Here is a 23,827-nt window from a genome sequence, read left to right as displayed (position 1 = left end):
TCTTATATTTTTAAAAAAAATGAAAATATGTCTTTTCAAACATACGAATTTTTTTAGAATATTTCATCGTTAAATCTATTTGATCCAAATTATTTGTAATAAAATTGATTATTTCTTTATCAAGATTAAAACTAAAAAATTTATTATTTATAATAATTTTTTTAGAAATTAAATCAATATTACAAATAATTCCAGGATATTTTTTTACAATAGAAAATAATTTATTAATTATTACTTTCTCTAAAGTTATTAATAATAATTTATTATTAATTGCATTGTTATAAAATATATCTGCATAACTAGATGCTATAATAGTATTAAAACCAAAATCTAATAAAGCCCATGGAGCATGTTCTCTTGAAGATCCACAACCAAAATTTTCTTTAGTTAATAAAATTTTTGCATTTTTAAATTCTTTTTTATTTAAAATAAAATTAGGATTAGGTATTTTATGATGATTATCTAAATATCTCCAATCATTAAAAAGATATATTCCAAATCCTTTTTTATCATTTTTTTGTAAAAATTGTTTAGGTATAATAACATCTGTATCAATATTTGAAATATTTAAGGGAGCTATAATACCATTATATTCTAATTTTTTTTTCATAATTTTTGTTATTTTATAATTTTATTTATATCGATAAAACAACCATATATAGCTGATATTGCTGCCATAATAGGACTTACTAAATGTGTTCTACTATTTTTTCCTTGACGTCCTTCAAAATTTCGATTACTAGTAGAAGCACATCTTTCACCAGATTTTAACCTATCATTATTCATTGCTAAACACATTGAACATCCAGAATATCTCCATTCAAAACCAGAATTTTGAAAAATTTTGTCTAATCCTTCTTTTTCAGCTTGTTTTTTTACTGCATTAGAACCAGGAACTACTATAGCTGTCACATTAGAAGAAACTTTTTTACCAAAAATTATTTTAGCAGCTAATCTTAAATCTTCAATTCTAGAATTTGTACAAGAACCAATAAAAACTTTATTAATTTTTAAATTAATTAATTTTGTACCTTCATATAAATTCATATAATTTAAAGCCTTAATTGCTAATTTTTTTTTATTTTTATCTTTATAAGAATTTATTAAAGGTATACATTCATTTATACTAATTAATTGTTCTGGATTGGTACCCCAAGTAATTTGAGGAGATAAATTTGAAATATTAATATTTACTATTTTATCAAATTTTGAATTTGAATCACTATATAAAGTTTTCCAATATTTCATTGCTTGTGTCCATAAATTATTTTTAGGTGAAAACTTTTTATTTTTTAAATATTTAAAAGTAACATTATCAGGTGCAATTAATCCAGATTTTGCACCCATTTCAATAGACATATTACAAATTGTCATTCTTGATTCCATACTAAGTTTTTTTATTACATTTCCAGAAAATTCAATAACATATCCATTGCCTCCACTAATACCTATTTTTTTAATTATTGATAAGATTATATCTTTAGCAGTAATATTTTTAGGTATATCTCCATTAATATTTATTAACATATTCTTAGCAATATTTTGTTTTAAAGTTTGAGTTGCTAAAACATGTTCTACTTCTGTAGTGCCAATACCAAAAGCTAATGAACCAAACGCTCCATGAGTTGAAGTATGTGAATCACCACATACAATAACCATGCCAGGAAGTGTAATTCCTTGTTCTGGCCCTATAACATGTACTATTCCTTGCAAAGGATGATAAATATCGTATAATTTTATATTAAAATCATTACAATTTTTAATAAGTATTTCCATTTGTTTTTGTGCTATATATCCTGATGCTTTAATATCTTTAACTTTAGTTGATACATTATGATCCATAGTTGCAAATGTTTTATTTGGTTTATAAACTTTTCTATTTTTATTTTTTAAACTTTGAAAAGCCTGTGGAGAAGTAACTTCATGAATAAAATGTCTATCAATATATAATAAATTTATATTATTTTTTATATTATAAATAATATGTCTATTATAAATTTTTTCATATAATGTTTGACTCATATATTATCCTATATAATAGATTCCATAATTAATGTTCCCATATCATCTGTGGTAACAATTTTTTCATTAATATTATTAGTAGATAAATCTTTTGTTCGATAACCTAAATCTAATATTTTTTTAATAGCATTTTTAATTTTTTTAGATAAATTTTTATTTTTTAAAGAGTATTCAAGTAACATTGCTAATGATAAAATTTGAGCAATAGGATTAGCTATATTTTTTCCTGCGATATCAGGCGCAGAACCACCTGCAGGTTCATATAATCCAAAAAAATTTTGATTAAAACTTGCTGAAGGTAAATTACCTATTGAACCTGTAATCATAGCACACTGATCAGATATTATATCACCGAATAAGTTTGGACATAATATTACATCAAATTGGGATGGTTTTTTCATTAATTGCATAACTATATTATCAATATACATATGTTTTAATTTTACAGATGAATATTGTTTAGATATATTTATTAGGACTTCTCTCCATAATATGGAAGTGTTTAAAACATTTGCTTTGTCAACAGAACAAATTTTTTTTTTTCTTCTTAAAGCTATATTAAAAGCAATGTTTGCAATTCTTTCTATTTCAAATCTAGAATAGATTTCTGTATCAAATGCATATTCATCTATTCCTTTTCCTTTCCGTCCATTAGGTAAACCAAAATATATACCACCAGTTAATTCCCTAATACAAATAATATCAAATCCTTTATTTAAAATTTCTTGTTTTATAGGACTTAAAGTATTTAAATTTTTATAAAAAAATGCAGGACGTAAATTAGCAAATAAATTAAAATGTTTTCTTAATTTTAATAATGCACCTTTTTCTGGTCTTTTATTCAAAGGTAAATGATCCCATTCTGGACCTCCAACAGATCCAAATAATATAGCATTAGATTTTTCACAACCATATAATGTTGTTTTAGGTAAAGGATTTCCATACATATTAATTGCTTTTCCACCTACTACATATTCATTAATTATAATTTTTTTATTTAAATATTTTTCAATTTTTTCTAATATTTTAATTGCTTGTTTCATTACTTCTGGTCCAATACCATCTCCTGGTAGAACAGCTATTGTAAATACATTTGACATATTAATTCCTTAATAATTTTAAAATTTATTTATTTTTTAATATATTTTTTTTTATTTGTTTAAATCTCCAAATATTATTAATACAATTAATTATTGCAATAATAGAAGCTTTCATTATATTTTTCGATAAACCAATCCCATTAAAAATTCTTTCTTTATATTTTAATTTAATATCTACTTGTCCTGTCGATTTTTCAGTATTATTTTTAGTTGTTAATTTATACTTAATTAATTTTATATTATAATTAATAATTCTTATTATGACTTTATATATTGCATCAATAGGTCCTAATCCAGTTGCTGCTTCTAATTTAATTAATTTACCACATTTTAATTTTATAGTTGCAATAGATATATCAGAGCTTGATTGTATATTAAAATATTTTAATGAATAAAATTCAATATAATTATCTACTTTAGTATTAAAAGCTAATGATTCTAAATCATAATTAAATATTTGTCCTTTTTTATCTGCTAATTTAATAAAATTATTATATAATTTATTAATATCGTATTCATATTTTTTATATCCCATTAATTTCATATGATATTTTACAGCTGCTCTACCAGATTTAGATGTAAGATTAAATTCTGTTTTATTTAAACCAATTATTTGAGGATCTAAAATTTCATAAGTTTTTTTATTTTTTATCATACCATCTTGATGAATTCCTGAAGAATGAGAAAAAGCATTTTTTCCCACAATAGCCTTATTTATAGATAAAGGGATATCACAAATTTTACTAACTATTTTACTTGTGATATATATTTTATTATAATTAATATTATTATAATATTTTATATTTTTTTTTCTTGTATATAATGCCATAATAACTTCTTCTAAAGCACAATTTCCTGCTCTTTCTCCTATACCATTAATTGTTCCTTCTATTTGTTGAGCACCTGCATTTATAGCAGTAATTGCATTTCCTACTGCCATTCCTAAATCATTATGCGTATGTACTGAAAGAATACATTTATCAATATTATCTACTTTATTTTTTAATGTAGAAAGAATATTATAATATTCTTGAGGAAAGGTATAACCTACTGTATCTGGAATATTAATAGTTGTAGCTCCTGCTATAATTGCTTTTTTTACAATTATACATAAATTATCAATAGGAGTTCTACTAGCATCTTCGCAAGAAAATTCAACATCATCAGTATATTTACGAGCATATTTTATCATAAATATTATTTTTTCTATAATTTCATTTAAATTTGTTTTTAATTTAGAAATAATATGTATGGGAGAAGTTGCTAAAAAAATATGAATTCTAAAATTTTTAGCTTTTTTTAAAGATTTATATACCATATCTATATCTTTTTCTTTACATCTAGCTAAACCACATAATTTACTATTTTTTATAATTTGTGATATTTTTTTAGATGTTTTATAATCTTTTGGAGAAGAAATAGGAAATCCTACTTCAATAATATCAATACCCATATTTTCTAATGCTAATGCTATTTTTATTTTTTCTGTGGTATTTAAATTAAATTTTAATGATTGCTCTCCATCACGTAATGTAGTATCAAAAAGAATTATTTTTTTTTTCATATAAATATCATCTCTTAAAAATTTTATAAAATATGTTTGTTTTAATTTTTTATAATTTAAAAAATTATTTTTATAATAACAATATTAATAATTAATTAATTTTTGTAAATTTTTATTTAATTTTATATTAATAATATTTATAATATGAAATAATTAAAATTAAAATTAAAATTTATAATTATTAAAATATTTTTTACTAAAATTATTATTTTAATTTAAATTATAAGGTAAATATGTATTTAATAGATAAATTTTATATGCTACATGCTATTAAATTAGCAAAATTAGGTATTTTTACTACTACTCCTAATCCTAATGTAGGTTGTGTTATTGTTAAAAATAAAAAAATTATAGGTCAAGGATATCATTTTAAAACAGGAGAATCACATGCAGAAATTAACGCATTAAAAATTGCTGGAGAAAATGCTAAAGATTCAACAGTTTATTTAACATTAGAACCTTGTAATTATTCAAATTTAACACCTTCTTGTTGTAATGCATTAATTAACGCTAAAATAAAACGTATAGTAGTAGCAACAAAAGATCCTAATCCAAAAATTAATGGTAAAAGTTTAAAATTATTAAAACTTAAGGGAATTAAAATTACAAATAATATTTTATTTAAAGAAGCAGAATCTATAAATAAAGGTTTTTTTAAAAGAATTAATACAGGTATTCCTTGGATACAATTAAAATTAGCATCTTCTTTAGATGGTAAAATTGCATTATTAAATGGAAATAGTAAATGGATATCATCAAAAATTGCTAGACAAGATGTACAAAAATTAAGAGCACAAAATTCAGCTATTTTAAGTACTAGTAAAACTGTATTACAAGATAATGCTACCTTATTAGTTAATTGGAATAAATTAAATTATCATATTAAAAAAATATATCCTAAAAAATTTTTAAGACAACCAATTAGAATTATTTTAGATAGATTAAATAAAATAAAACCTAGTGATAATATTATAATTAATTCAGGAAAAATATTTTTAATAAAATCTAAATATACTTTAGAAAATTGGCCTAATTATGTAGAACAAATTATTATTCCCGAAATTAATGGTTATTTTGATTTAAAATATTTATTTAAAACATTAGGTAAAAAAGGTATTAATAATCTTCTTATAGAAGCTGGTAGTATATTATCAGGATTTTTAATTACTTATAATTTAATAGATGAATTAATTATATATTTAACTCCTAAATTATTTGGAAATATTGCATTAAACTTATGTAATATAAAAAAATTTGTAAATATTATTGATGTACCAAATTTTTATTTTACAAAAATCAAAAAAATAGGACCTGATTTAAAATTAATATTAAAACCTGTTAAATAATTTTTTAAATATAAAAAATATAAAGGATTTTTATGAAAATAATAGATGAAAATATTATAGCTCCTAATGCAATTATAGCAATTGTTATATCAAGATTTAACACATTCATAAATAAAAATTTATTATATGCTACTATAGATACTTTACAAAGAATAGGAATGGTACAAAAAAGAAATATAACAATATGTTGGGTTCCAGGAAGTTATGAAATAGCATCAGTAATTCAATTATTAATACAAAAAAATTTTTATGATGGTATAATAGCTATTGGAACTATTATTAAAGGAAAAACATCTCATTTTAAATATTTATCACAAGAAGTTTGTTCTCAAATATCGAATCTATCGGTTAAAAATAATATTCCAGTTTCTTTTGGTATTTTAACAACAAATAATATTGAACAAGCAATAGAAAGATCTGGTATAAAAATAGGTAATAGAGGTACTGAAGCCGCTTTAACTTTATTAGAAATGATTAATATATTTAAATCAATAAAATTAATTAAAAAAAATACAAAGGAAAACTAAGTGAAATTTACAGATAGATATCGAGCACGAAAATATGCTTTACAAGCAATATATTCTTGGCAATTATCCAAAAATAATTTTAGTGACATACAATATTATTTTTTAAATGAATCTATAGAAGATATTAAAAGTATTGATGTTGATTATTTTAATGACTTAATAAATGGTGTAATAATTAACAGTATTTATTTAGATAATGTAATAAAACCATTTTTATCTCGTAAATTATTTGAATTAGGACAAATTGAAAAAGCAATTTTACGTATTTCATCATATGAATTAATAAATCGTTTGGATGTTCCATATAAAGTTGTTATAAATGAAAGTATTTATTTAGCAAAAAGCTTTGGTGGAGTTGATAATAGCTATAAATTTATTAACGGTGTATTAGATAAAATAGCAAATAAATTAAGAATTTAAAATATTTTCTGTATTAGAATTTATTTATTAATGAATAAATAAAATTTTTAAATTTTATTTTATTATAAAGGTTATAATTCTTTTTCAATTTTTGAAGAAATTTTTTCTCCTAAAATAATTTTTACCAATTTTAAATTAAATTCAATAGCATACTTAACACTTTGTGCTGTTAATAATTTATGTCTATCATCCCAAAAAACTGGATATTTTGACCATTGATGATATGGTATTAAAAATTTAAAATCTAAATATCCTGTCATTTTTGCTGTAGGAAAAATATTATTAGAAGAAATAACCATTGCAGGAGATGCACATATCGCACCTATTATTCTTTTAGTATTTTTAAATTTTTTTAAATATTTTAATAAAAGAAAATTTTTACTAAAATCCTTTGATGCTTTTAAACCACCAGGAAGTAAAATTGCTTTTATATTTACATTATCTTTTAATTTTTTTAAAAAAATATCACTTATGATTTTAGTACCATGTGCACATATTATTTCACGTTTATTATTTATACTTACTATTATAACATTAATATTACTTCTAGTTAAGATATCTATAGAAGAAACAGTTTCTATATCTTCTACACCATCTGTAACACAAAGTAAAACAGAATAACATTCTACCATAAAATATGCCTTATTTAGATAAATATAAAATAATAAAAAATTTTTTTTAATATAAATTAATTTTATTTTTTATATACAGGAAATAATTTACATAACTTTATTATACTATCTTTTATATTTTTAATATATATATTTTTGTTATTTATAATATTTATTATATGTTTAGATAATAAAAATACTTCTTTTTCTTTAAAACCTCTTTTTGTAATTGCAGGAGTTCCTATTCTTATTCCTGAGGTAATATTAGGAGGATTTATATCATCAGGAATACTATTTTTATTTACTATAATATTATATTTTTCTAATAATTTTTCAGCCTCTATACCTGTTATTTTTTTATTAGTTAAATCTATTATAAATAAATGATTATCTGTATTATTTGATACTATGTTATATTTATATTTTTTAAATATTTTTACCATTAATTTCGAATTTTTTAATATTTGTTTTTGATATATAATAAAATTGGGTTTTGATGCTTCTTTAAAAGCTACTGCTTTAGCAGCTATAATATGCATTAATGGGCCTCCTTGAATACCAGGAAATACTGCTTTATCAAATTTTTTAAATAAATTTTTATTTTTTTTTGTAGATAAAATAATACCACCTCTAGGACCAGCTAATGTTTTATGTGTTGTACTTGTGACTACATGTGCATAAGATAATGGATCTGGGTATAATTTTGAAATAATTAATCCAGCAATATGTGAAATATCAACTAAAAAATATGATCCTACTATATCAGCAATACTTCTTATTTTTTTCCAATTACATATTCTAGAGTATGAAGAAAATCCTCCAATAATAATTTTTGGTTTATATTTTTTTGCTAAGTATAATAGATAATCATAGTCAATTATTCCTTTTTTATTAATTTTATAAGGTATATTTTTATAAATTTTACCTGAAAAATTTACTAAGGATCCATGTGTTAAATGACCTCCATGAGAATTTTTTAATCCCATAATAATATCTCCAGGTTTTAATAAAGCTAGATATACAGCAGAATTAGCTTGTGATCCTGAATGTGGTTGTACATTTGCATAATCTGCATTAAATAATTTTTTAGCCCTTTTTATAGCTAATTTTTCTATTTTATCTATATATTTACATCCACCATAATATCTATGATTAGGATATCCTTCTGCATATTTATTCGTTAATTGAGATCCTTGTGCATACATAATATTAGAAGAAACATAATTTTCAGAAGCTATTAATTCAATATTTTCTTCTTGTCTTCTTTTTTCTTTATTTATTAAATTAAATAATTCTATGTCATGTTTTAAATTTTTTTTCAAAATAAATAAACCTTTTTGTTAAAAATAAAAAATCATTTTTTTTTTCTTTTTACAGAAAAAAAATTTTTTATAATATTTTTAGATTCCTTAATTAAAATACCGGGTCTAACTTTTAATTTATGATTAATATTATAAATTTTTAATAAATTTATAAACATTCCTATTTTATTATATTTTTTGTTATATTTTTTATTATATGTACCAAATACTAAACGAGAAATTCTACTGATAACTATAGCTCCAAAACACATTAGACATGGTTCTAATGTTACATACATAGTTGTATTTAATAATCTATAATTTTTTAAATATTTTCCTGCTTTTCTTAAAGCTATTATTTCAGCATGTGCTGTAGGGTCATTTTTTTTTATTGAATTATTATAACCATAAGAAATAATCTTATTATTTTTAATAATAACTGCTCCGACTGGTATTTCCCCAGAATTTTTTGCTAACATAGCTATTTTTAAAGTATATTTCATCCAATAAATATCATTATTCATTATAATAAATTTTTATATTTGATTACATTAAAATTTAAACATATTATATATAATTAATGTATATGTTTATTTTTATAATCATAAAATAAAATTATTTTATATTTTATTTCATTAATTTTAAATATTTTAATTTTATTAATTTATTAATAAAAAATAACAACATCACTTAAAATTTTAATTAAATTATTATAAAGTAATTAAAATTTTATTTAAATTAATATTTATATATAAAGAGAATATTTTATAGTGACAAAAAAAATTACTTCTGTTCATGGTATGCATGATTATTTATTTCCAGATACTTTATTATGGGAAAATATTGAAAATATTATTAAAAATACTTTAAAAAATTATGGTTATCAAGAAATAAAATTACCTATTTTAGAAAAAAGTGAATTATTTAAAAAAACTATTGGAGAATATACAGATATTGTAAAAAAAGAAATGTATAATTTATTAGATAAAAATAAAGATTCATTAACTTTACGTCCGGAAGGAACTACAGGATTTCTTCGTTCTATAGTAGAGAATAATATTTTTTATAATAATAGACGTTTTTGGTATAATGGACCAATGTTTAGATATGAAAGACCCCAAAAAGGAAGATATAGACAATTTAATCAAATTGGTATTGAAATAATTGGATTAAAACCTCCTTATATAGATGCTGAAATAATTATTATAACAAATAATTTATGGAAAAAATTAAATATTACAAATAATATTTTTTTAGAAATTAATTCTATTGGTTCTATAATAGATAGACAAAAATATATAATAGAATTAATATTATTTTTTAAAAAAAATTTAAAATTTTTAGATTTTAATAATCAACAAAAAATATATAATAATCCATTAAGAATATTAGATAGTAAAAATGAAAATATTAAAAAATTATTAAATTATGCTCCTAAATTAAAGAATTTTCTCGATAAAAGAAGTACAAATAAATTTAGGAAATTATGTGAAATTTTAAATATTATGAATATAAAATTTACTATAAATAATTATTTAGTTAGAGGATTAGATTATTATAATGATATTGTATTTGAATGGAAAACTAATAGTTTAGGTACTTCTAAAACTATTTGTGGAGGTGGTAGATATGATAAATTAATTAATAAAATGAGTTTTAATAAAGATAAAAATGGGGTTGGATGTGCAATTGGAATGGAACGTTTAATTCTATTAATTAAAAATACTAAATCTATAAAATTAGATATAAATTTTTTAATAGATATTTTTTTAATTCCAATGGAAAATAATTATACTTTAAAAAAAATTTTAGTTATTGGAGAATTAATTAGAAATAATTTTCCAAAATTAAGAATATTAACTAGTTATCTTTTTAAAAATTTAAAAAAACAAATTATTCAAGCAATTAAATATCAATCTCATTTTATAATTATTATAGGTCCAAAAGAAATAAATAATCATTCAATTATAATTAAGGATTTATATTGTAAAAAACAAATTATTGTACCAGAAAATAAATTAATATCAAGTTTAAAAAAAATATTAAAAAATATTTAAGTTAAAATTTATTATTTTAAATAATATTTATTATATAATGAATAAAACTTTTATATTTATAATAGTATTGTCTTTTTATCTAAAATAATGAGTAAAATATGAAATTATCAAAATTTATAATTTTAATATTTATTTTTTCTACTTTTTCTCTTATATCTTGTACATATAAAAAAAAATATATTTTTAATAAAAAAAATTTTCAAATATCTCAATTAAATTTAGTACAATTAAAATTAATTTGGGAAAAAAAAATAGAAAATAATAATATCAATTATACAAAATTATATCCTGTATATAAAAATAATCTATTATATATAGCTAATAAAAATGGAATTATTTATTGTATAAGTATGCAAACAGGTAAAATTATTTGGCGTGTTAATCTTATAAAAAATTTTTGTATTTTTTCATATTGTAAATATAATGATTTTACTAGTGGACCTGTTATATCTAATAATTGTTTATATTTAGGAAATAAAAAAGGTCAAATTTTTGCTTTAAATATTAAAAATAAATCTATAATTTGGAAACAAAATGTTTTTAATGAAATATTATCTAGTTTTATAATTAAAAAAGATATTTTATTAGTTCATAATATGGATGATATTTTACAAGGATTAAATAAAAATAATGGAAAAATTTTATGGACAGTCAGTTTAGGTCGTCCAAATAAATTATCTATTGAAGGGGTATCTACTCCAGTAATTTTTTTTGATAATGTTATTACAGGAAGTGATAATGGTATAATTAGTTCTCGTATTATTAATAATGGATCATTAGTTTGGGAACAGAATTTGTTTAAATTTAATGATCAAAATAATTTTCTTAATATTAATGATATTGATATAAAACCAATTATATATAATGGTAATATTTATGTATCTTCTTATAATGGAAATTTTATAGCTTTGGATTTAAGTACTGGAAAAATTATTTGGAAAAAGACATATTTTACTCATAAAAATTTTATTATATATAAAAATATTATTTATTTAATAGATTCTAAAAATAGGATTATTGCATTAGATGTAAAAAACGGTAATTTAATTTGGATACAAAATGAATTTAAAAAAAATAAAATAGATAATTTATTTTTTTATAAAAAAAATATTTTTTTTACAAATAATAAAGGATTTATTTATTGGATAAATTATAAATCAGGAAATTTTATTGGAAATAAAAAAATTGATAAATATAAAATAAGATTTATTTTTTTAATAAAAAATAAACTAATTATACAAACTATATATAATAAAATTTATTTATATAAAATTATAACAATATATTAAAATTAAGAGATAAAAAAATGATATTTAAATATCCTATTATTACTATTTTAGGAGGTAATAACGTAGGTAAATCATCTTTATATAATATTTTAACAAAAAAATATAATTCTTTAGTTAATAAAATTTCAGGTTTTACGATAGATAGAAAATATAGTAGTGCAAAAATTAAAAATTTTAAATTTATTTGTGTTGATACAATAAGTTATTCTAATTATGATAAAAAAATTTATAAAAATAACTTCATAGTAAAAAAACAGATATTAAAATCTATTAAAGAATCAAATCTAATTTTATTAATAATAAAAGGAAATAAACTTAATTCTACAGATTATAAAATTATTAAAAAAATAAGAAAATATGGGAAAAAAATAATTATATTATTAAATACAAAAAATAAAATCTTTTTAGATAAAGAATTTTATTCTTTAGGTATTGATTTTTATATAATTAATTTTATTAAAAATAATGATATTTTAAAATTAAAAAAAATATTATTTTTTTATATAAAAAAAATTTATTCATATAAAAATTATATCAATGAATTATCTAATAATATAGAAAAAAAAAATAAAATAAAATTAGCTATTATAGGTTTACCTAATGTTGGTAAATCTACTTTAATTAATAGTATTATTAATGAAAAAAGAATGGTTGTTAGTAATATTCCAGGAACAACAAGAGAAAGTATTTTAGTTCCAATTAATAATTTTAATAATATGAATAAAAATATTATTTTAATTGATACAGCAGGTATAAAAAAAAAAAATAAAATAAAAAATAAAATAGAAAAATTTTCAATTTTAGAATCTTATAAGATGATAAAAAAATCTAATATTATTTTATATATTATTGACGGAGAAAAAAAAATTTTTTGTAATAAGGATATATCAATAATACAAAATATTATTTCTAAAGGGAAATCTGTAATTTTAATTATTAATAAATTAGATTTAATTACATTAAATGATATTAAACATCTAAAAAAACTTATAAAAATAAAATTTAATATTTTTCCTATAATTTCTATATCGGCTAAATTTCTTAAAAATATAAATTTTATTTTTAAATTAATATATAAAATATATAATATTTCTAATAAAACTTATAATACTTCAAAACTTATGAAAATTTTATATTTAGCAACTAATTCATTTTTACCTCCGATATATAACGGTAGGCGTATAAAATTAAAATACATAAGTCAAAATAAAAATCATCCTCTAATATTTAAAATCTATGGTAATCAAGTTACAAAATTAAATAATAATTATAAACGTTATTTATTAAATTTTTTTTATAAAGAATTAAAATGTATAGGAAGTGTTATAATTTTAAAATTTAAAGAGAATAAAAATCCATATAATTAAATTTTCTATATTTAATTATATATTGAATATATAATAATTTATTTCTAATATTAAATTTTATTAATTATAAACATGAAAAATAATATTCCATATTTTAGATTTGAAGTAGCTCCTATGTTAAAAAAGACAAATAAATATTGTAGATATTTTTATCGTCAATTAACTAAAAAATCACTTTTATATACTGAAATGATACATATAAATACAATTAAAAATAATGAAATAATTTTATTAGAAAATTACAATGTAAATAATTTAGTATTACAATTAGCTGGTAATCATCCAAAATTATTATCTTTATATTGTAAAAAAGCAGAAAAAATAGGATATAAAGAAATTAATTTTAATTTAGGCTGTCCATCTTTAAAATCTCAAAAAGGAAATTTTGGGGCATGTTTAATGAAACAACCTAAAATAGTATCAAATTGTATAAAATCTATGAGTGATAGTGTTTCAATACCAATTACAATTAAAATGAGAATTGGTATTAATAATTATGATAGTTATATATTTTTATGTGAATTTATTAATTTACTAATAGAAAGTGGTTGTCAAAGATTTATTATTCATGCTAGAAAAGCATTATTATATAATAAAATTAATACTAAAAAAAATTTAATAATTCCAAAATTAAATTATAAAATTGTTTATAAAATAAAAAAAGAATTTCCAAATATAAAGATATCTATTAATGGTGAAATTAAAAATTTATTAGATATAAAAAAACATTTAAAATATGTTGATGGAGTTATGATAGGTCGTGAAATTTTTAAAAATCCTAAAATATTAACAGATATAGATTATCATATTTATAATAGTAAAAATAAATTTATTACCAAAAATTCTTTAATAATAATAAAATCAATGTTTCCTTACATAGAAAAAGAATTAAATAATGGTGTTTGTTTAACAACTATTCTTACTCCTATATTAAATATTTTCCATGGTATTAATGGATTACATAAATTAAAAAAATTTATTTTTGACAAAACTAATTATCTTAATCTTAAAAAAATAAAAGTTTTAGATAATGCATTATCTTTTATAAAAATAAAATAATATGTTTTATTTAAATTATTTTATAAAATTTAAAATTATATTTACATATGGTACACAAATAATTTAATGAAACAATTTAAATTTAAAAAAGATTTACAAATTGAAAAAATAAAAATGCCTCCTCATTCTTTAGAAGCAGAACAATCGATATTAGGAGGATTAATGTTAGATAATAATCGATGGGATAACGTTATAGAAAAAATAATAGTAGAAGATTTTTTCATATTATCACATAAAATTATTTTTACTGAAATGTATTATTTGATAGAATTAGGTAAACCTATTGATTTAATTACACTTTCTGAATCTTTAGATAATAAAAATAAATTAAATAAAATAGGAGGTTTTGCCTATTTAGCAGAATTATCAAAAAATATTCCAAGTATATCTAATATAAATGCTTATATAGATATTGTTCATGAACGTGCTATTATTAGAGAAATGATATCTGTTGCAAATAAGATAGCAGAAGCAGGATATTATCCTAATGGAAGAAATAGTGAAGATTTATTAAATTTTGCAGAATCTAGTGTATTTAAAATTGCAGAAAAACGTTTAAATAAAGATACTAAACCTAAGAATTTAGAAGAAATTTTGGAAGTTACAATTTCTAAAATTGAATCTTTTTATAATACACCTAAAAATGGTGTTACAGGTATAGATACTGGTTATCATGAATTAAATAAAAAAACAGCAGGATTACAAAAATCAGATCTTGTTATAATTGCTGCGCGCCCAGCTATGGGTAAAACAACTCTTGCTATGAATATTTGTGAATATACAGCTATATCACAAGATAAACCTGTACTAATATTTAGTTTAGAAATGCCTTGTGAACAAATTATGATGCGTATGTTAGCATCTCTTTCTAGAGTACATCAAAGTAAAATTAGAACAGGTCAATTAAATGATGATGATTGGAAAAGAATTTCTAATACTATGGGAATTTTATTAAAAAAAAAAAATATATATATTGATGATTCTTCTGAATTAACACCAACAGAAATTAGATTACGTTCTAGAAGAATATTTAGAGAACATAATGGATTAAGTTTAATAATGGTAGATTATTTACAATTAATTAGAGTACCTGCTTTATCTTTCAATAGAACATTAGAAATATCTGAAATTTCTCGTTCTTTAAAAGCTTTAGCTAAAGAATTACATGTTCCTGTAGTAGCTTTATCTCAATTAAATAGATCTTTAGAACAAAGATCTGATAAACGTCCTATGAATTCTGATTTAAGAGAATCTGGTTCTATAGAACAAGATGCTGATTTAGTTATGTTTATTTACAGAGATGAAGTATATAATGAAAATACTAATTTACATGGTATAGCCGAAATTATTATAGGAAAACAAAGAAATGGTCCTATTGGAACTATAAAATTAATTTTTAATAATCATATTGCACGTTTTGATAATTATTCTAATTATTATAATGAGAGAAATATTTAAAGAATATTTAATAAAATTTATTATATAAAATAATCATTAATAATAAAATAAAAAAAGTTTTCATACAATTTTATTATGAGAAAATAAATGTTAAAAATTTTTAATACATTAAGTAAAAGTAAAAAAAAATTTTATCCTATTAATAAAAAAATAGTAAAAATTTATGTATGTGGTATAACTCCATATGATATATGTCATATTGGACATGCAAGAACATTTATTATATTTGATATTATTATTAGATATTTGAAATTTTTAGGTTATAAAACTAAATATGTAAGAAATATTACTGATATTGATGATAAAATTATAAATATAGCTAAAAAAAAAAAACAAAGTATTAACAGTATTACAAAAAAAATAATTAATAAAATATCTCAAGATTTTAATAATTTAGGTATATTAGCTCCAGATTTTGAACCTAAAGTAACAAAGCATATTAATGATATAATCAATACAATAAATATTTTATTAATTAATAATAGTGCATATATAGCCAAAAATGGTGATATTATGTTTTCTATTAAAAAATATTTAAATTATGGAATACTATCAAAACAAAAAATAAATTTATTAAAATTAAATAAAAAAATTAAAAATATATTTATTAAAAATAATTACAAAGATTTTATTTTATGGAAATTAACTAATAAATTAAATATAGGATGGATATCCCCTTGGGGTTATGGTAGACCAGGTTGGCATATAGAGTGTTCAACTTTAAGTTATAAATATTTAGGTAATTTTTTTGATATACATGGTGGAGGAAATGATTTAATTTTTCCACATCATGAAAATGAAATAGCACAATCTTCTTGTGTTAATAAATTGTTTTATGTTAATTATTGGATTCATACAGGTATGGTAATTGTTAAAAATAAAAAAATGTCTAAATCTTTAAATAATACTTTTAAAATAAAAGATATATTATTAAAATATAATAAAGAAGTTATAAGATATTTTTTAACAATTACACATTATCGTAGTCCAATTATATATAATGAAGAAAAATTGAAACAAGCACAATTAGCTATACAAAAATTATATATTTCTATGTATAATATTGATTATGCTTATAATATTAAAAATATAAAAACTAATTTTTTTTCATTAGAAAATCAATTTTATAATGCAATGAATGATGATTTTAATACTCCTAAAGCTTATAGCATATTATTTAAAATATCACGTAAAATTAATATTGCTAATAATAATAAAAAATATTTAATTGCTAATTATTTAATATTAAAATTAAAAAAATTAGGTAATATTTTAGGATTATTATTTTATGATCCTAAAAATTATTTAAAAAATAATGGAAACTTAAATGATTATTATAATAAATATGAAATTGAAAAATTAATTAAAGAACGTAATATTGCTCGTAATAACCGATTATGGAATAAAGCAGACTTTATAAGAAATAAATTAAAAAATAAAAATATTATTTTAGAAGATAAAAATAATGGTACTATATGGAAAAAAAAAATTAAATAAAAATTTGAAATTTTATATTACTAAATTAATAAATATTTTATATAAAATTCATAAAATTTTTATTTATAAAAAAAAAATATTACAATTACGTAAAATAATTATTGAACATAATTATAGATACTATATATTAAATAATTCAAATATTCTTGATTATCAATATGATAATTTAATATTAAAATTAAAGAAATTAGAAAAATTATTTCCTTATTTAAAAAATAAGTATTCACCTACTCAATTAGTAGGTGTACCTATGCCATTAATATTTTTAAAAAAGATACGTCATAAAAAACCGATGTTATCATTAAATAATGTTTTTCATATAAAAGATTTATTAAAAAAATTTTTATATCCATTAAAAAAATTAATTAATAAATTAAATTTTTGTTGTGAATTAAAATTTGATGGAATAGCTATTAATTTATTATATAAAAATGGTTTTTTAATAAGAGCTTCAACAAGAGGAAATGGTCTTATAGGAGAAGATATTACTAAAAAAATATTTCAAATTAATAATATACCTCATTTTTTAAAAAATAATTTTCCTAATTTATTAGAAGTAAGAGGTGAAATATTTATAACTAAAAAAAATTTTAAAATATTAAATCAAAAAATTATATTAAAACATAAATTATTTAGTAATACACGTAGTGCTGCTTTAGGTATATTAAAATTAAATAAAAAAAATAATAATAAAATGTTAACTTTATTAAGTTTTTTTAGTTATGGAATAGGTTTTATAAATAAACAAAAATTTTTGAATCAAGAAGAAATATTAAATAATTTAGAATTATATGGTTTTCCTGTATCTAAGTATAGAAAAATTTGTTCTTCTTATTTAGAAATTAAAAAATTTTATGAAATTTTTAAAAAAAAAAGAAATTTTTTACCTTATAGTATAGATGGAATTGTAGTTAAAATAAATGATATAAAAATACAAGAAATAGTTGGTAATACAACTAATGCACCTAGATGGGCTATAGCATATAAATTTCCTTCACAAGAAAAAAAAACATTATTAAAAAAAATTATTTTTCAAATTGGACGAACAGGTATTATTACACCTGTTGCTAAATTTAATACAGTTAATATTACAGGAGTAAATATTAATTCTGCAACATTATATAATATTAATGAAATTAAAAAATTAAATTTACAAATAGGAAAAACTATAATTATACAAAGATGTGGTGATGTTATACCTAAAATAATAGGTATAATAAATGAAAAAAATTTTTTTAATAATATAGAAAATATTATAATTCCTAAAAATTGTCCCAGTTGTAATTCAATTCTTATAAAAAAGAAAAATAATATTTTGTATTGTGATAAAGGATTATCTTGTAAATCTCAATTAAAAGCATATTTAAAACATTTTATTTCTAAAGAAGTTATAAATATTAGTTTTATAGGAAATAAATTAATTGATAAATTAGTAGATGGTAATTTAGTAAAAAATATTATAGATTTATTAAATTTAGATAATTCTACTTTAAAAAAAGTAAATAATTTAGGAATTAAATCTATTAATAAAATATTAAAAAATTTACAAAAAAAACAACAAATAACTTTTGATAAATTTTTATTTTCTTTAAATATACCAGAGGTAGGAATAGTTACATCTTATAATTTATCACAATTTTTTTTTACATTAGATAAATTTTTAAATACTAACTTAATTGAATTAAATAATATTAAAGGAATAGGTATTAAAACATCATTAAATATATTTAATTTTATTAAAAATAAAAATAATATAAATATTATTCAAAATTTATTAAAAAAAATTAATATTATTTATTCTAAAAAAATTATAAAAAAAAATTATTTTTATAAAAAAAATATATCTATTACTGGTAAATTTTCTTTTATAACAAGAATAAATTTTATAAATAAATTAAAAAAATTAGGTGCAAAAATTAATTTTGATATTAATAAAAAAACTGATATTTTAATTTTAGGTAAAAATGCAAGTTCTAAATTATTAAAAGCACATAAATTAAATATTAAAATTTTAAATGAAAAAAAAATAATTTATTTATTAAAAAATAATTAATAATTTTTATTTAAAAAATATTATAATTTGTTTAATTTATAAATTAGTGATATTGTTTTTTTTAAATAAATATAATAAAAAATTTTTTAATTATAAAAATTATATGAAAAATCTAGAAAACATTATAGAAAATTATTTTTTAGATTATAAAAAAAAAAATAATTTATTAAAAAATAAAGAAATAATTATTAATATTAATAAAGTAATTAAATTATTGGATAAAGGTTTAATCAGAGTTTCTGAAAAAATACAAAAAAAATGGATTACTCATCAATGGATTAAAAAAGCTATATTATTATATTTTAAAATTAATGAAAATTTTTTACTAGAAGGATCTTATAATAATTTTTATGATAAAATTCCTTTAAAATTTAATAATAATTTTAAAAAAAAGGATTTTAAAATTTTAAAATGTCGTGTTATTCCTCCCACTGTAATAAGATATGGATCTTATATTTCTAAAAATACAATATTAATGCCTTCTTTTGTTAATATAGGTGCCTATATAGGAGTAGGTACTATGATTGATACATGGTCTACAATAGGTTCTTGTGCACAAATAGGAAGTAATGTACATATTTCTGGAGGAGTTGGAATAGGAGGAGTTTTAGAACCTCTACAATCTAATCCAACTATTATAGAAGATAATTGTTTTATAGGAGCAAGATCAGAAATCGTAGAAGGTGTTGTTGTAAAAAAAGGATCAGTAATTTCGATGGGAGTATATATAGGACAAAGTACTAAAATATATGATAGAGAAACAGGATTAATTCATTATGGATTTATCCCTAGTTATTCAGTCGTAGTCCCAGGAACTATCCCGTCTAAAAATGGTAAATATAATTTATATTGTGCAATAATAGTAAAAAAGGTAGATACAAAAACTTTAAGTAAAATTAAAATTAATGAAATTTTACGTGGAAAATATTAAAAATCATAAATTAAATAAATTTTTTCTAAAATTATTTAATTATTTAAAATAAAATGCATCCGGGAGGATTCGAACCTCCGACCATTCGGTTCGTAGCCGAATACTCTATCCGCTGAGCTACGGATGCTTTTTATAAATTTCGGTGAGAGAGAGATTTGAACTCTCGATACAGTAAAACTGTATACACCCTTAGCAGGGGCGCGCCTTCAACCACTCGACCATCTCACCAAATAACAAAAAGAATATTTTATCTTTTAAAAGAAGATATGTCAAATTAATTATTTTTGTGATTTTGAAAATTATAAAAAATTTTATTTTAATTAACTTGTTTTTTGGTTTTTTTCTGCTTGTATACGTTGATATATTTCTTCACGATGAACAGAAATTTCTCTAGGAGCATTAACACCTATACGAACTTGATTTCCTTTTATTCCTAAAACTGTTACCATAACTTCATCACCTATCATAAGTGTTTCGCCTACTCGGCGAGTGAGAATAAGCATCCTTTTCTCCTTAAAAGAAATAAAATACAGAAAACACTATTTTTTGTAATTATATTTTTTAATTAATAATTCAAATTTTTAAAAAAAAATTAATATCAATGTAATTTATTTATTTTATTTAGAATAAATATTCTTAATTTAGATAAATAAAAATAATATTCATCTTTATTAAGATGAATACTTACTTGTGCTATATTAGCACATCCATTTATTTTGCAAATATTTTTATCAAAAATTTGTTTTATAATTTCAATAGCATTTATATTATTATTAATATTTAAAGTAATTTTTATAATTAAAAATATTTTTTTTTCCCATTTTGTAGATAATATTATTATTGTTTGTTTAAATTTCTTTATTATATTTTTTATCATATAATTAAATATTTTTGGATTTAAATAATATATTCCGCTAATTATTAAATTAATATTATTTATTAAAATATTATTTTTTAATAATTTTTTTTCTTCTTGTAAAGAAATATACTTTTCTAATTGTTTTAAATTATTTTGTAATGCATAAAATTTTTCTTTATATGATAAAATATTTTTAACTATATTTTCTTCTTTTATTTTAAATAAATTAGTAATAAATTTAATATTTTCATTTTGTTTTTGTACATATTTTAATGCTAAATCATGAGTAATAGCGTGTATACGTTTTATCCCATTTGCAATATTTAAAAATTTTGTAATTATAAAAAAACCAATTTCTTGAGTACTAGATACATGTGTACCACAGCATAATTCTTTTGAAATATTTTTAATATTTACAATTCTTATTATATTTTTATATTTACTATTATCTTTATTTATTATTTCTTTTTTTTTTTCAATTTTTATAGATATATTTTTGTATATATAATGATTAATTATTTTTTCTATATGAAAAATATCTTTTAATTTTAAATTGTTATTATAAGAAAAATCAAATCTTAGATATTTGTCAGTAATTAAAGATCCTTTTTGTTTTATAGTTTTACCAAAAAGTTTAAGTAAACTAGAATGTAATAAGTGTGTTGCAGAATGATTTCGACTTAACATTATACGATATTTTATATTTATTTTAGAATATAAATTTTCATTTTTTTTTAATGATCCTAATATCATTTTTCCTTCATGAATAATTAAATCTCCTATTTTTTTTGTTTTATTTACTTGAAAAATATTTTTTTCATCTTTTTTTAAATATCCTATATCGCCTATTTGTCCTCCTGATTCTCCAAAAAAAGGAGTAATATCTAATATTATTTCTCCTATATCTCCTTCATTAATTTCATTTATTAATATACTATTCTTATAAATATCTAATATTTTACTATTAGAAAAAAAATTAATATATCCAGTAAATTTTGAAATTTTATTTTTATAATATATATTTTTTTTTATAAAAATATTATTTTTTCTCGATCTTTCACGTTGTATATTCATATTTTGAATAAATTCTTTTTCATTAAAATTTATATTTTTATTTATACATATATTTTTTATTAATTCAGGTGATAATCCAAAAGTATCATATAAATAGAATATTTTTTCCCCTGATAAATATTTATTTTTTAATTTTTTAATTTCTAAATTTAATAATTTATTTCCTTTATTAATAATTTTATTAAAATCTTTTTCTTCTTTTTTTATAATATTTTTAATTAAATTTAATTTTTTACTTAAAAATATTTTTTCTTCATTATTTTCAAGATTATTAATATATATTTTTACTAACTTATAAAAAAATAATCCCTTTTCTCCTAAAATTTTACCATGATTTATTGCCCTTCTTATAATTTTTCTTAAAATATATCCTCTTTTTTCATTATTTGGTATAATATTTTCTGATATTAAATAAATAGAAGATCTGATATGATCAGCTATAACTTTTAGTGAATTATTTTCTAAATCTTTAATTTTAATTATATTAGCTGTATTTTTAATAATTTTTTGAAATATATTTATTTTATAATTAGAATTTACTCCTTCTAATATACTACTGATACGTTCTAATCCCATACCAGTATCAACTGATCTTATAGATAAAGGAATTAATTTTCCATCTAAATTTTTATTAAATTGAATAAAAACAATATTCCATATTTCAAGAAAACGTTCTCCTAAATTATTATTAATATTTTTTTTAAAATTATTTCCTAAATCATAAAAAATTTCTGTAGATGGACCACAAGGTCCAGTTTCAGCCATTTGCCAAAAATTATCAGAATTAAAAATAATATTATTTTTATCTTTAATTAAAAAAATTTTTTTTTTAGATATACCAATATCTTTATACCAAAGATTATATGTTTCTATATCTTTATAATATACAGTTATAAATATTTTTTCTTTTTCTAAATTAAACCATTTAGAACTAGTTAATAATTCCCATGCAAAAAAAATAGCTTCTTTTTTAAAATAATCTCCAAAACTAAAATTACCCAACATTTTAAAAAATGTGTGATGTCTACTTGTAAAACCTACATTTTTTAAATCATTATGTTTACCTCCTACTCGTATACATTTTTGTATAGTAGTAATTCTAGAATAAGGAGGTTTTTTATATCCCAAAAAATATTCTTTAAATTGATTCATTCCTGCATTTGTAAATAATAATGATTTATCGTTATATGGAATTAAGGGACTACCTTCTATTATCTTATGTTTTTTTTTATGAAAAAAATTTAAAAACATTTTACTTATATTTATTTTATTTTTCATATATGACAGATCTT

Annotated in this window: 20 protein-coding genes and 2 tRNA genes; 11 read left to right on the top strand and 11 right to left on the bottom strand. The window is 18.9% G+C overall.

What is annotated here, in order from left to right; translation table 11 throughout:
* Positions 1-10 precede the first annotated feature (10 nt).
* Genes leuD through leuA form a run of 4 tightly spaced genes read right to left on the bottom strand, consistent with a single transcriptional unit; the run spans position 11 to position 4,686 of the window.
* Positions 11-610 carry a 3-isopropylmalate dehydratase small subunit gene (gene leuD / locus GJT92_RS00270; RefSeq protein ID WP_168919518.1) on the bottom strand — a complete coding sequence of 200 codons (600 nt, stop codon included), beginning with the start codon at positions 608-610 and terminating at the stop codon, positions 11-13.
* Positions 611-618: 8 nt separating this feature from the next.
* Entirely contained in the window at positions 619-2,022 is a 1,404-nt protein-coding gene (gene leuC, locus GJT92_RS00265) for a 3-isopropylmalate dehydratase large subunit (protein ID WP_168919517.1), read from the bottom strand.
* An 8-nt stretch (positions 2,023-2,030) separates the two neighbouring features.
* Entirely contained in the window at positions 2,031-3,122 is a 1,092-nt protein-coding gene (gene leuB / locus GJT92_RS00260; RefSeq protein ID WP_168919516.1) for a 3-isopropylmalate dehydrogenase, read from the bottom strand.
* A gap of 25 nt (positions 3,123-3,147) precedes the next feature.
* Positions 3,148-4,686 (bottom strand): 2-isopropylmalate synthase, encoded by a 1,539-nt coding sequence (gene leuA, locus GJT92_RS00255; protein ID WP_168919515.1) that lies wholly within the window; start codon positions 4,684-4,686, stop codon positions 3,148-3,150.
* Between the two features lie 233 nt (positions 4,687-4,919).
* Between leuA and ribD the strand changes: the two genes are divergently transcribed.
* From ribD to nusB, 3 genes are read left to right on the top strand one after another with little or no spacing between them, the layout of a single operon-like run.
* Positions 4,920-6,032 carry a bifunctional diaminohydroxyphosphoribosylaminopyrimidine deaminase/5-amino-6-(5-phosphoribosylamino)uracil reductase RibD gene (gene ribD, locus GJT92_RS00250; RefSeq protein WP_168919514.1) on the top strand — a complete coding sequence of 371 codons (1,113 nt, stop codon included), beginning with the start codon at positions 4,920-4,922 and terminating at the stop codon, positions 6,030-6,032.
* A gap of 32 nt (positions 6,033-6,064) precedes the next feature.
* On the top strand, positions 6,065-6,559 hold the full coding sequence (gene ribH, locus GJT92_RS00245; protein WP_168919513.1) for a 6,7-dimethyl-8-ribityllumazine synthase: 495 nt from the start codon (positions 6,065-6,067) through the stop codon (positions 6,557-6,559).
* The gene (gene nusB, locus GJT92_RS00240; RefSeq protein ID WP_168919512.1) at positions 6,560-6,979 is read left to right on the top strand and encodes a transcription antitermination factor NusB; all 420 of its coding nucleotides are present in this window, start codon (positions 6,560-6,562) and stop codon (positions 6,977-6,979) included.
* A 71-nt stretch (positions 6,980-7,050) separates the two neighbouring features.
* On the opposite strand, the gene GJT92_RS00235 is transcribed toward nusB, so the two are convergent.
* The 3 genes from GJT92_RS00235 to tadA all read right to left on the bottom strand — a co-directional run bounded on the left by GJT92_RS00235 (position 7,051) and on the right by tadA (position 9,415).
* Positions 7,051-7,611 (bottom strand): DJ-1/PfpI family protein, encoded by a 561-nt coding sequence (locus GJT92_RS00235; protein WP_168919511.1) that lies wholly within the window; start codon positions 7,609-7,611, stop codon positions 7,051-7,053.
* 62 nt (positions 7,612-7,673) lie between these two features.
* Positions 7,674-8,912, bottom strand: coding sequence for a serine hydroxymethyltransferase (glyA, locus tag GJT92_RS00230; protein WP_168919510.1), 1,239 nt, complete (start codon positions 8,910-8,912; stop codon positions 7,674-7,676).
* Between the two features lie 32 nt (positions 8,913-8,944).
* Positions 8,945-9,415 (bottom strand): tRNA adenosine(34) deaminase TadA, encoded by a 471-nt coding sequence (tadA, locus tag GJT92_RS00225; RefSeq protein ID WP_168919509.1) that lies wholly within the window; start codon positions 9,413-9,415, stop codon positions 8,945-8,947.
* 246 nt (positions 9,416-9,661) lie between these two features.
* Between tadA and hisS the strand changes: the two genes are divergently transcribed.
* The 8 genes from hisS (at position 9,662) to dapD (ending at position 20,602) form a co-directional block, all read left to right on the top strand.
* A complete protein-coding gene (gene hisS / locus GJT92_RS00220) occupies positions 9,662-10,948 on the top strand; it encodes a histidine--tRNA ligase (protein ID WP_168919508.1) in 1,287 nt (428 codons plus the stop codon).
* A gap of 98 nt (positions 10,949-11,046) precedes the next feature.
* Positions 11,047-12,237, top strand: a complete 1,191-nt coding sequence (locus tag GJT92_RS00215) for an outer membrane protein assembly factor BamB family protein (protein ID WP_168919507.1) — start codon at positions 11,047-11,049, stop codon at positions 12,235-12,237.
* Positions 12,238-12,254: 17 nt separating this feature from the next.
* Positions 12,255-13,604 carry a ribosome biogenesis GTPase Der gene (der, locus tag GJT92_RS00210; protein WP_168919506.1) on the top strand — a complete coding sequence of 450 codons (1,350 nt, stop codon included), beginning with the start codon at positions 12,255-12,257 and terminating at the stop codon, positions 13,602-13,604.
* A 72-nt stretch (positions 13,605-13,676) separates the two neighbouring features.
* The gene (gene dusA, locus GJT92_RS00205) at positions 13,677-14,663 is read left to right on the top strand and encodes a tRNA dihydrouridine(20/20a) synthase DusA (RefSeq protein ID WP_168919505.1); all 987 of its coding nucleotides are present in this window, start codon (positions 13,677-13,679) and stop codon (positions 14,661-14,663) included.
* A 66-nt stretch (positions 14,664-14,729) separates the two neighbouring features.
* On the top strand, positions 14,730-16,121 hold the full coding sequence (gene dnaB, locus GJT92_RS00200; RefSeq protein WP_168919504.1) for a replicative DNA helicase: 1,392 nt from the start codon (positions 14,730-14,732) through the stop codon (positions 16,119-16,121).
* A gap of 87 nt (positions 16,122-16,208) precedes the next feature.
* Entirely contained in the window at positions 16,209-17,618 is a 1,410-nt protein-coding gene (gene cysS / locus GJT92_RS00195; RefSeq protein WP_168919503.1) for a cysteine--tRNA ligase, read from the top strand.
* Positions 17,587-19,671 (top strand): NAD-dependent DNA ligase LigA, encoded by a 2,085-nt coding sequence (ligA, locus tag GJT92_RS00190; RefSeq protein WP_168919502.1) that lies wholly within the window; start codon positions 17,587-17,589, stop codon positions 19,669-19,671. The genes cysS and ligA overlap by 32 nt, the downstream gene beginning before the upstream one ends.
* Positions 19,672-19,774: 103 nt before the next feature.
* Entirely contained in the window at positions 19,775-20,602 is an 828-nt protein-coding gene (gene dapD, locus GJT92_RS00185) for a 2,3,4,5-tetrahydropyridine-2,6-dicarboxylate N-succinyltransferase (protein ID WP_168919501.1), read from the top strand.
* A gap of 54 nt (positions 20,603-20,656) precedes the next feature.
* On the opposite strand, the gene GJT92_RS00180 is transcribed toward dapD, so the two are convergent.
* From GJT92_RS00180 to alaS, 4 genes are all read right to left on the bottom strand, one after another.
* A tRNA-Arg gene (locus tag GJT92_RS00180) sits at positions 20,657-20,729 on the bottom strand.
* 13 nt (positions 20,730-20,742) lie between these two features.
* Positions 20,743-20,830, bottom strand: a tRNA-Ser gene (locus GJT92_RS00175).
* Positions 20,831-20,922: 92 nt separating this feature from the next.
* Positions 20,923-21,105, bottom strand: coding sequence for a carbon storage regulator CsrA (gene csrA / locus GJT92_RS00170; RefSeq protein ID WP_168919500.1), 183 nt, complete (start codon positions 21,103-21,105; stop codon positions 20,923-20,925).
* Between the two features lie 95 nt (positions 21,106-21,200).
* A complete protein-coding gene (gene alaS, locus GJT92_RS00165) occupies positions 21,201-23,813 on the bottom strand; it encodes an alanine--tRNA ligase (protein ID WP_168919499.1) in 2,613 nt (870 codons plus the stop codon).
* Between the last annotated feature and the right edge of the window lie 14 nt (positions 23,814-23,827).

The sequence above is a fragment of the Enterobacteriaceae endosymbiont of Donacia clavipes genome (genome assembly GCF_012570365.1).
Taxonomy (GTDB): domain Bacteria; phylum Pseudomonadota; class Gammaproteobacteria; order Enterobacterales; family Enterobacteriaceae.
This window is presented reverse-complemented; position numbering and strand designations above follow the sequence as displayed.